Genomic DNA, 10,321 nt, shown 5'->3' on the forward strand with positions numbered 1-10,321 from the left:
GTCCTTCCACTTACACGCGAGGGGATGAGGCGGGGGTATCGAGCGCGACGACCTCAACGCGCGCGCAATCAACATCCGCCGGGGAGGGAATACCGGTGCCGGGCAGGGAAGCGGCCGCAGACCCGTAGGCGACGGCCTGCTGCAGGCACTCGGCGAAAGACGTGTCTGCCACGCGCGCCATGACGTAGCCGGCCAACGAGCTGTCGCCCGCGCCGACCGTCGAGCGCACAGTCACCTTCGGCGCCGCTGCGGCCCAGGCACCGTCTGCTGTGACGAGGCACGCGCCCGCGCCGCCTAAGGTGACCAGCACTTCGGCCACGCCGCGGTCGACAAGTTCGCGGGCTGCGCGCAGAATCGAGTCGTAGTCGCCGCGGGCGGCGTCGGCTTCGAGTGTGCGCCCGTCGCCGTCGGTAAGCTGCGCGAGCTCGAAAGCATTCGGCTTCATGATGGTCGGCGCGGCGCTCTCGAGGCGCTCACCGAGCGCGCGCAACGGCGCGTCGGAGGTGTCCACCGCGATCAGCGGCACAGTGTCGCGCAGCTGAGCAGTGAGATCGGCGTACCAATCGACCGGTGCGCCGGGAGGCAGGGAGCCGGCGAGCACCGCGGCGTCGGCCTTGTGTGCATGCTCTGTTAATTGCTTTTCGACGTCCACACGTTGCTCCCCGGACAGCTCCGGGCCAAGCTCGTTGATCTTGGTGGTCGTGCCGTCGGCTTCCGTCAGCGCGGTGTTCGTGCGAACGAAGCCGTCGACCGCGATCGGTACAAACGGTACGTTGATCCGGTCTACAGCCTGCAGGAATGGATCATTCTCACCGCATGGCGCGAGCGCGAGCGTTTCCCCGCCTGCTTTGGCGATGGCGTGGGAGACGTTGATGCCTTTGCCACCGGCTTCGCGGCTGGCGGCGTGTGCGCGGACGACTTCGCCGCGGACGACCTGGTCGACGGACAGGGTGGCGTCAATACTGGGGTTTGGTGTCAATGTGATGATCACGGCGTACTCCGTACTGTCGATGTCCGGTGTTTCCTACCCCCGGTGTGTCACGCCCCGCGGGCAGTGCACTTCAAGTGCCCTTGAACAGCGACAATGCGGCCGTGTGAGCACCACGTGCTACACCCAATTATGCCCGATCGTATGGGAACATTCAAGAAAACGGGCATAAACCCACATTTGTGGGTATGTTATTCCTCTTCCTTGGTGAGGATGACTTGCACCCCGTTGCGCTCGATCTCTTCGACAAAGGAGGCCGGCGCGTCGGAGTCCGTGATGAGCACGTCGATATCGTCGATCGAACCAAAGCTGACCAGGTAGTCGTTGCCCAGCTTGGAGGAATCGCACATCACCACTACCTTGCGAGCGTTGGTTACCATGGCCTGCTTGACCGCCGCCTCCTGCGCGTCTGCGGTAGAAAGCCCGTGGTCGATGGTGAGTGCGTTCGTGCCGATGAATGCCACGTCAGCGCGCAGGATGGCGAGCGATCGCAGCGCGATATCGCCGACGACAGCCTGGGTGATCGCGCGAACGTTGCCTCCGAGCAGCTGCACGTCCTGCACGTCGGCGCTCGAGAGGTCAAGCGCGGTGGGCAGCGAGTTTGTCACGATGTGGCACTCGCGCGCTGGCGCGTGCTTCGCCATGAGCGAGGCGAGTCCGTTGATTGTGGTGCCGGAATCCAAAAAGATCGAGCCGCCGGGCTTGTCTGGCACGAAATTCAGCGCGGCGCGTGCGATGGCGAGTTTTGCAGCGGAGGCGGTCCGGTAGCGGGCGTCGAGCGGGAACTCTGTGGTGAGGAACGATTGGCTGGCCACGGCACCGCCGTGCACGCGGTGAACCAGTCCCTCGGTGTCCAGCACGGCCAGGTCGCGGCGGATCGTTTCCGCGGTTACCCCGAATTTCCCAGCGAGTTCTGTGACGTTGACCCGTCCCTCAACTGCAGTAAGCGAGGCGATCTGCCGCCGACGTTCTTCTGCGTACACGGCGCTCCTTCGGCTCCTTTGACACACTAAGCAAAAACCAACACGTTGACCGTATTGTTGCAAAAACCAGTGCCCGGTTACACCCTTTTGCTTCCGTTTCCCCCGCTTTGGGGGCGGCAAAGGCCACACCTTGTGCGGCATGCCGCCCCCGCATGAGGGGTGATCTAGAGAGTGCGGAAGACGGAGACAACGCGGCCCATGATCTCGGCATGCGTGCCGTCGATGGGCGAGTAGGCGTCATTGTGTGGCAAAAGCCACACGCCGGTGGAGTCCTTGTGGAACTCCTTTACCGTTGCCTCGCCGTCAAGCAGCGCGGCGACAAACTCGCCCTCCTCTGCCACCGGCTGCGAGCGCACCACGACCCAGTCGCCGGGCAGGATGCCTGCATCCCGCATCGACTCGCCAACAACCTGCAGCATGAACAAGTCGCCGTCTCCCAAAAGCTCCTCGGGCAGCGGGTAGTAGCTTGTCACATTCTCCTCGGCGAGGATAGGGGAGCCGGCGGCAATCTGGCCGACAACAGGAACGTAACGCGCATTCGAAGCATCTTCCGGGGCCTCCGCCGCCGGAGCCTTCTGGCGCTGCTTTGCGTTGGGGAGGTGACGAAGGTCTACCGCACGCGGTTTGTTCGGATCCCGGCGCAGGAAGCCCTTCTTCTCCAGCTCCTTGAGCTGGTATGCGACAGAAGATGTGGACTGCAGCCCCGCCGCATCTCCGATCTCGCGAATGCTCGGCGGATATCCGCGCAGCACCACCGCGTCCTGGATAACCTCCAGGATCCTGCGCTGGCGATCTGACAAAACGCTCATGTCTAAGTTCTTGTTCTCGGGTTTTTTGCGTGCCATGGGTGCTCCTTAATTGTGGAATTGGTGGCGCGTATCGCGCACTCTTTAACCTACCAGACAGGGCAAGGGTGTTCGACTTTTTCTTGGTGGGGTAGACAGCGTTGTGTCGGGGTGCTATAAATCGAACACGTAACCTAATGTCGAACATATGGGCGCGAGACCGTTCGATAATGTTCGCCCGGTTTTTAGAATGAAGAAAACGCACAAAGGAGCACAACAATGACCATCATGCACAACCGCACGTATCCGGCCGCGACGAGCGCGAAGGCACGTGGGTATCGTGGATACCCTGTTGCCGAATGGGATCTTCTGGAAAGGGAACTTCCTGCACGAGAGGTTTGTCCTGTTCGAACGCTCAATGTTTCGACACCCTCGAATCCGCAAGAGAGAAGGCAAGCGCCCGACATCGGGAAGCCCGCGAAATCTCAATTCGAATCCCGCCGCGAAAAGCGCGAAAGCGTACTGGTGGGAATCGGACTTGGGATCGCACTGATTCTGGGCTCTGCACTCGGCGGGGTGTTCTCGCCAGAGCAGTCGGGTCACACCTTGCCTACCGAGGCGGAGTTCGCCTTTTACGCACAGCATTAGGTTGCACTGTCTCTCTGGCAGCGGCACCGGGTAGCGTAGGCAAGCAAGAGGATAGATGCCTAGCTGCCGGAGGAGACCGCGATGTACTGCCCGTTCTGCCACCACGAACACTCGCGGGTGACCGACTCGCGCATGATAGACGCTGGTGCCGCAATCCGGCGCCGCCGCGAGTGCACCGAGTGCGGCGGCCGCTTCACCACGGTGGAGAAGGCGGTCCTGACAGTGGTGAAGAGAAACGGCGTGAGCGAGCCCTTCGACCGCGACAAGCTCATCGTGGGTGTGCGCAGGGCGTGCCAGGGGCGCGACGTGTCTGATGACGCGCTCAAACGGCTCGCGCAGCAAGTCGAAGAAACCGTCCGTTCGCACGGCAGCTCCCAGGTGCCCGCCAACGAGATTGGGCTGGCCGTCCTCGAGCCGCTGCGCGCGCTCGATGAGGTCGCGTACCTGCGCTTCGCGTCGGTGTACAAGTCCTTCGAGAGCGCCGACGACTTCGAATCCGAAATCCGTCTCATGCGCCGCCGCGACAAGGACGACTTCTAGGCACCTAGCGCAATTTGTCCACCATCTTCTCGATCCGGCGGGCGCTGACCGGCTTCGGTGTGCCGAGCCGCTGCGCAAAAATACTCACGCGCAGCTCCTCGATGCGCCACAGCACGTCCTTGTACGCGCGTGTTTTCTCCCGGCCCGCTGGTAGCGTCTTGCGCTTCGCCTCCAGATAGGCCTTTGCGGTGTCGATGACCTCCTGGCGGTCCGCATCGCGGTCCGGGTCCATCCACATGTCCTCCAACCGCAGGCGCATGGCCTCGATGTAGCGCGGCAAGTGCTGGAGGTTGATCAACCCGTGGATCGTCAGCGCGTTCTTCGGGAGGTAGAACGCCAGCTGCGACTTCATGTCATCGATGGCTGGGCCCTCCCACTGGGAAAGCTCGCTGGCCATGTTGGCGTACGCCACCAAGCCGGGTGCCACACCTACCACCATGCGGCGCACCGCACCCGGCACCTCCGGCTTGATACGTGCGACGAGTGCGTCGAAGTCCTCCGGCGTGCGCACCGGCCCGCCGTGCTTGATCAGCAGATCGCGGATGGAAGCGACGCGGGCGTCCTCGACCAAGCCCGCGGCACCGCCGTGCGGGTACTGGTCGACGGCGACCTTCTGACGCAGCTGCAAGCCCTTCGTCATCTGCTGCTGGGAGACCGAGATCTTGCGCAACAGCATGGTCAGCGTCGCCGTTATCATTGAGGCATCCGCCGCGGCCTTGGTGGGGAAGACCTTCACGCGCACGCCTTCGCGTGTCGCCTCGAGGGCGGGGTAGGCGTCGACCTCGTTGCCGTCGATGGTGGTCGGCACCGTCTCGGGCACTTCGCCGAGCGAGTCGGCGGTCCAGGTATGCACCGCCTTTGACTCGGAGGCGCGCCCCGCCTTGGATACCGAGGAAGAAATCTTGCCCGCCTGCCTGCGCTTGAGCGCCTCGACATCTTTGTCGTGGTCGACGATGTCGCCACGGCGATCGATCGCGGCGAAGGTGACCCGCAGGTGCGCTGGCAGTCGGCTCGGGTTGAAGTCCGAGCCGTTGACCCCGCTTGCGCCTAGGCGTTGCAGGGCGGCGGCGAAGGCGTCGACAAGCGAGGGCTCCTGCGTATCCAAAAGCAGCAGCGCACGCTGGGCGAAGTCGGGGGCGGGCACCACCGTGGTGCGGATGCCCTTCGGCAGTGTGCGGATCAGTTCGGTGAGTAGCTCCTCGCGCAGGCCTGGCACCAGCCAGTCGAAGCCGGTCGGGTCAAAGCCGGCGAGCAGTGGCACGGGGACCTCGACGGTGACACCGTCGAAGGGGTCGCCAGGCTCGAACTTGTAGCGCAGGGCGTAGTCAATGGAGCCGCTGCGCAGCGTTTCGGGGAAGGCGGCTTCGGAGGTGTCGGTGCCGGCGTCGTCAAGCAGCGCGTCCGGGTCGAAGTCCAAAAAGTGTGCGTCTTTGCGCCGCTGCTTCTTCCACCAGGAGTCGAAGTGGCGGGCGGTGGTGACGCTCTCGGGCAACTTCGCGTCGTAGAAGTCGAAGAGTGTGTCCTCGTCCACCACGAGTCCGCGGCGGCGCACCTTGTCCTCGACGTGCGCGGCCTCGTCAAGCAGCGCGTCGTTGTGCTCGATGAAACGGTGGTGGCGGTTCCACTCGCCGGCGAGCAGGGCGTGGCGGATAAACATCGCGCGCGCCGCCTCCGGGTCGACGCGGTGGTAGGGCACGAGCCGGTCGCGCACGATGGCCACGCCGTAGAGCATGGACTTTTGGTGCACCATTGCCGACGAGCGCTTCCGCGACCACACCGGCTCCGAGTAACTGTGCTTGAGCAGGTCTTTCGCGGCGCGTTCGACCCACTCGGGCTCGATCTTGGCCACATCGCGCGCCCAGAGCCGCGAAGTTTCGACGAGCTCGGCTGCCATGAGGAACTCTGGCGGTTTCTTGCTCAGGCTGGAGCCGGGGAAGATCATGAAGCGGGTGCCGCGGGTGCCCTGGAACTCCTTCGAGTTGCCGTCGCGTGCGCCGATGTTCGACAAGAGGCCGGTCAGCAGCGACTTGTGGATGGCGTCCGCGTCGCGCTCGCCGGCAACATGAGCGGGCAGCGACCAACCGAGCTGTTTGGAGACCTCGCGCAGCTGGCGCACCAGGTCGTACCACTCGCGGATACGCATGTAGTGCAGGAATTCGCGCTTCATGCGCTTGCGGAACGCGTTGCCGGAAAGCTCGTCGCGCGAGTCGTGGATGTAGTCCCACAGCTTGAGCGCGGACAGGAAGTCGGAGGTCTTGTCCTTGAAGCGGGCGTGCGCCTGGTCGGCCTGAGCCTGGTACTCCAGGGGGCGCTCGCGGACGTCTTGGATGGTCATGCTGGCGACGATCACGGAGACGTCGTCAAGCACGCCCAGCGTATTGGCCTCGACGAGCATGCGGGCCATGCGCGGGTCGACCGGAATGCGGGCGAGGTCGCGCCCGATGTCGGTGAGCACCGGTGCGCCGCCGCGCTCCTTGTCCGTGATCGCGCCGAGCTCGTGGAGCAGCAGCAGGCCGTCGCGCACCGCCTTGTGGTCCGGCGGCTGGATGAAGGGAAACTCGGCGATATCGCCGAGTCGCAGCGAGATCATTTGCAAAATCACGCTGGCGAGGTTCGTGCGCAGAATCTCCGGGTCCGTAAACTCTGGTCGCGCCTCGAAATTCTCCTCTGAGTACAGGCGGATCGCGATACCGTCGGCCACGCGCCCCGAGCGGCCCGAGCGTTGGTTGGCGCTCGCCTGCGAGACTTCTTCGATGGGCAGGCGCTGCACCTTGGTACGGGTGGAGTAGCGCGAGATACGCGCAAGCCCTGTGTCCACCACGTAGTGGATACCTGGCACGGTCAGCGAGGTCTCCGCGATATTCGTGGCCAGCACGATGCGGCGGCCCGAGTGCGGCGAGAACACGCGGTGTTGCTCGGCGTTGGACAGCCTGCCGAACAGGGGAGTGACCTCCACACCGCGCCAGTGCTTCTTCTCAATGGCCTCCATGCAGTCGCGGATGTCGCGCTCCGAGGCGAAGAAACACAGGATGTCGCCGCTGCCCTCGCGCATGAGCTCGGCGCAGGCGTCGACGACGCCGTCGATCATGTCGATGTCCACTTCCTTGCCGCCGACCTGTTCGACCAGCGGGCGGTAGCGGATCTCCACCGGGTAGGTGCGCCCGGAGACCTCGATAATCGGGGCGGGATCGCCTTGCGCATCGCTGAAGTGCTCGGCGAAGCGCTCCGGGTCGATCGTCGCCGAGGTGATGATGACCTTCAGATCCGGGCGCTTCGGCAGTAGCCGCTTGAGATACCCGAGCAGAAAGTCGATGTTGAGTGAGCGTTCGTGCGCCTCGTCGATAATGATCGTGTCGTAGGCATTGAGGAAGCGGTCGCGCTGCATCTCGGCGAGCAGAATGCCGTCGGTCATGAGCTTGACCGCCGTGTGCGCCGAAACCTTGTCGTCGAAGCGGATGGCGTAGCCGACAGATTCGCCAATCTTCTGTCCGAGCTCGTCGGCGATCCGCTCTGCAACACTGCGCGCAGCGATACGACGCGGCTGCGTGTGCCCGATCAAGCCCCTACGACCGCGGCCGAGCTCGAGCAGCATCTTCGGGATCTGCGTCGTCTTGCCCGAGCCGGTCTCGCCCGCGATGATCACGACCTGGTTGTCGCGGATCAGCTCCATGATGTCCTCGCGGCGCGCGGAAACCGGCAGCTGCTCGGGGTATTCGATTGCGGGCACAAGCGCCTCTCGCTTCTCGACGACCCGCTGCGCCTTCCCAATATCCTCACCAATCGCCGCCAGCGCCCGTGGTGCCTTGGCCTTGGCGAGCCGGCGGCGGAAGCGGCGCTCCTCGTTCAGCGGGACCTTCTCGAGGCGCTTATAGAGCTCGTCTTTCGTCGGCGCAGTCTCAGGCGCCTCGTGTGCTGCAGCAGATTCCTTCATAGATGAAGCAACAGTGTAGTCGCCCGCGCTACTTTGCCAGGACGGCGGTGCTTCGCTCGGCGGCGGCAGCGTAGGCCTGAACAATCAACCTACCGAGCGCGGCAAACTCCTCGCCGCGTGTCGACGACGCGCGGTAGGCCAGCCCGATCGTACGGTGCGCCTCCACGTCCTTGGCGAAAGTGGCGAGCCCCAGGTCAGGGCGGTCGCACTCAGTGGCCACCGCGGAAAAGGGCACGAGCGTGGCACCGAAACCGGCCATGACCAGCTGGATGATCGTGGTCAGCGACGCGGCGCGCGTATCCGAGTGTGCTGTCGAAGCGTTGCGGGCGTCGGCGCGCTTGCACAGGTCGATGACTTGATCGCGGAGGCAGTGGCCGTCATCAAGCAAAAGCAGCTCGAGGTTGCTCAGCGCATCGAGCGAGAGCCTGCGGCTGCCAGCGTGTGCGCTGTCGGTGCCGGTGACCACGACGAACTCCTCGTCGTAGAGCGGTATCTCGGTCAGCCCCGTGGCCTCGGTGGGAAGCGCGAGGATGGCCAGGTCCACGCGGCCGTCGCGAAGCTGGGCGAGCAGGTGCTCGGTCTGCTCCTCCACGATGCGCGGGCGCAGCTCGGCAAACTCCTGATTGAGAACAGGGAGTAAACCCGGCAACAGGTAGGGGGCGACAGTGGGGATCACCCCGATGGTCAGCGGACCGTGCAGTACCCCGTGCGTGCCCTTGGCGTGGGAGACAAAGGCATCGGCGGCTTCCAGGGTTGCCTTGGCGAAGGGGAGGAGCTCCTTGCCCGCCGGTGTAACGATGACCTTGCGGGTTGAGCGCTCGATGAGCTGGATGTTCAGGCCGCTTTCCAGCGCCACGAGTGCCTGCGAGAGTGAGGGTTGTGAGATGTGCAGCTTGCTCGCCGCAGTGCCGAAGTGCTTGTGCTCCGCGATGGTGACGAAGGTGCGCAGCTGTGCGAGCGTGGGTCTATATTCCTTATTGCTCATGCCTATCAGCGTACCGGAGCTTAATAAGTTTTGCTGTTGAAGAATCGTGTGGGCTGTGGCATACTTGGGATCGAAGGCGAAAACCGCCTCGCAGCAAATCCGTACCCGGCAACATTTCTACATGGAGGAATCACTATGCCGATCATGACCGTTGGAGAGCGCTTCCCGGAGTTCAACCTCACCGCACTGAAGGGCGGCAACCTCAAGGAAGCTAACGCCTCCACTCCGGACGACTACTTCGAGCAGGTTTCCCTGGATAAGTACGAGGGCAAGTGGAAGGTCGTCTTCTTCTACCCGAAGGACTTCACCTTCGTCTGCCCGACCGAGATCGCTGCCTTCGGCAAGCTGAACGAGGAGTTCGAGGACCGCGACACCCAGGTGCTCGGCGGCTCCGTTGACAACGAGTTCTCCCACTTCAACTGGCGCGCAACCCACGAGGAACTGCTGGACATCCCGTTCCCGATGTTCTCGGACATCCGCCACGACCTGATCCGCGCACTCGGCGTCGAGAACGCTGACGGTGTTGCAGACCGCGCAACCTTCATTATCGACCCGGACGGCATCGTCCAGTTCGTGTCCGTCACCCCGGACGCTGTCGGCCGCAACGTCGACGAGGTCCTGCGCGTGCTCGACGCACTGCAGTCCGAAGAGGTCTGCGCTTGCGACTGGCAGAAGAACGACCCGACCAAGAACATCGACAAGATGGCCGTGGTCCAGGAGTCCCTGAAGTAGTACTTCACCTTTAGTTCCCGTGCCGCCCCGCGCTCCGCACCGCTGGAGCGGCGGGGCGCACCTATACCAACCGAAAGGATAAACGTATGTCTATTGATAACCTGCGCAGCGCACTTCCCGAGTACGCCAAGGACCAGAAGCTCAACCTCGGCTCCCTGACCCGCTCCACCGAGCTTTCCGAGCAGCAGCTGTGGGGCACCCTCGTTGCCACCGCCGCCGCGACCCGCAACGCAACCGTGATCTCCGAGATCACCGACGAAGCCAAGGAACACCTCTCCGAGGAGGCCATTGACGCAGCCTTCGGCGCCGCCACCGTCATGGCGATGAACAACGTTGCCTACCGCGCCAAGGGCTGGCTCGGCGACGACTACGCACAGGTCAAGTTCGGCCTGCGCATGAACATCATCTCCAAGCCGGGCGTGGAGAAGGTCGACTTCGAGCTGTGGTCGCTCGCCGTATCCACCATTAACGGCTGCGAGCACTGCGCCGTCGCCCACGCTAACACCGTCCGCGAGGAGGGCCTGTCCAAGGAGCAGGTTTGGGAGGCCGTGAAGGTCGCCGGTGTCGTGCAGGCAGTCGCTCAGACCATTGAGATCGAGGACGCGCGCTAGTCGCCCGCTTATCGACGCCCCGCTCACCTTCGAGCAGGGCGTCTTTTTTATTTCCCCCAAACCTTTATTAGACGTTGCGTGTGGGTCGTTGGTTCCGTTTCGGGCCGATAATGGGTGT

At 63.7% G+C, this 10,321-nt stretch carries 9 protein-coding genes; 4 read left to right on the plus strand and 5 right to left on the minus strand.

What is annotated here, in order from left to right; all coding sequences use genetic code 11:
* Window positions 1-10: 10 nt before the first annotated feature.
* The 3 genes from HMPREF2550_RS07130 to lexA form a co-directional block, all read right to left on the minus strand.
* The gene (locus HMPREF2550_RS07130; protein WP_070790499.1) at window positions 11-991 is read right to left on the minus strand and encodes a 1-phosphofructokinase family hexose kinase; all 981 of its coding nucleotides are present in this window, start codon (window positions 989-991) and stop codon (window positions 11-13) included.
* A 188-nt stretch (window positions 992-1,179) separates the two neighbouring features.
* Window positions 1,180-1,971, minus strand: a complete 792-nt coding sequence (locus tag HMPREF2550_RS07135; RefSeq protein ID WP_070790500.1) for a DeoR/GlpR family DNA-binding transcription regulator — start codon at window positions 1,969-1,971, stop codon at window positions 1,180-1,182.
* Window positions 1,972-2,135: 164 nt separating this feature from the next.
* Window positions 2,136-2,816 carry a transcriptional repressor LexA gene (gene lexA, locus HMPREF2550_RS07140; protein ID WP_070790501.1) on the minus strand — a complete coding sequence of 227 codons (681 nt, stop codon included), beginning with the start codon at window positions 2,814-2,816 and terminating at the stop codon, window positions 2,136-2,138.
* Between the two features lie 219 nt (window positions 2,817-3,035).
* Here lexA and HMPREF2550_RS12110 point away from each other — a divergent pair, with 219 nt between their 5' ends.
* On the plus strand, window positions 3,036-3,404 hold the full coding sequence (locus tag HMPREF2550_RS12110; RefSeq protein ID WP_141760552.1) for a hypothetical protein: 369 nt from the start codon (window positions 3,036-3,038) through the stop codon (window positions 3,402-3,404).
* 81 nt (window positions 3,405-3,485) lie between these two features.
* The gene (gene nrdR, locus HMPREF2550_RS07145) at window positions 3,486-3,944 is read left to right on the plus strand and encodes a transcriptional regulator NrdR (protein WP_038591013.1); all 459 of its coding nucleotides are present in this window, start codon (window positions 3,486-3,488) and stop codon (window positions 3,942-3,944) included.
* A 4-nt stretch (window positions 3,945-3,948) separates the two neighbouring features.
* Here nrdR and hrpA read toward each other — a convergent pair whose 3' ends face one another.
* Together hrpA and HMPREF2550_RS07155 are read right to left on the minus strand one after the other, a co-directional pair.
* Entirely contained in the window at window positions 3,949-7,875 is a 3,927-nt protein-coding gene (gene hrpA / locus HMPREF2550_RS07150; protein ID WP_070790502.1) for an ATP-dependent RNA helicase HrpA, read from the minus strand.
* Between the two features lie 28 nt (window positions 7,876-7,903).
* Window positions 7,904-8,860 carry a hydrogen peroxide-inducible genes activator gene (locus tag HMPREF2550_RS07155; protein WP_070790503.1) on the minus strand — a complete coding sequence of 319 codons (957 nt, stop codon included), beginning with the start codon at window positions 8,858-8,860 and terminating at the stop codon, window positions 7,904-7,906.
* Window positions 8,861-8,995: 135 nt separating this feature from the next.
* Here HMPREF2550_RS07155 and HMPREF2550_RS07160 point away from each other — a divergent pair, with 135 nt between their 5' ends.
* Complete coding sequence (locus tag HMPREF2550_RS07160) at window positions 8,996-9,592, plus strand: peroxiredoxin (protein ID WP_070763788.1); 597 nt, start codon at window positions 8,996-8,998, stop codon at window positions 9,590-9,592.
* Window positions 9,593-9,678: 86 nt separating this feature from the next.
* Window positions 9,679-10,203, plus strand: a complete 525-nt coding sequence (locus tag HMPREF2550_RS07165) for an alkylhydroperoxidase, AhpD family (RefSeq protein WP_070790504.1) — start codon at window positions 9,679-9,681, stop codon at window positions 10,201-10,203.
* Window positions 10,204-10,321 lie beyond the last annotated feature (118 nt).

This window comes from Corynebacterium sp. HMSC074A01 (genome assembly GCF_001831515.1).
Lineage (GTDB): Bacteria > Actinomycetota > Actinomycetes > Mycobacteriales > Mycobacteriaceae > Corynebacterium.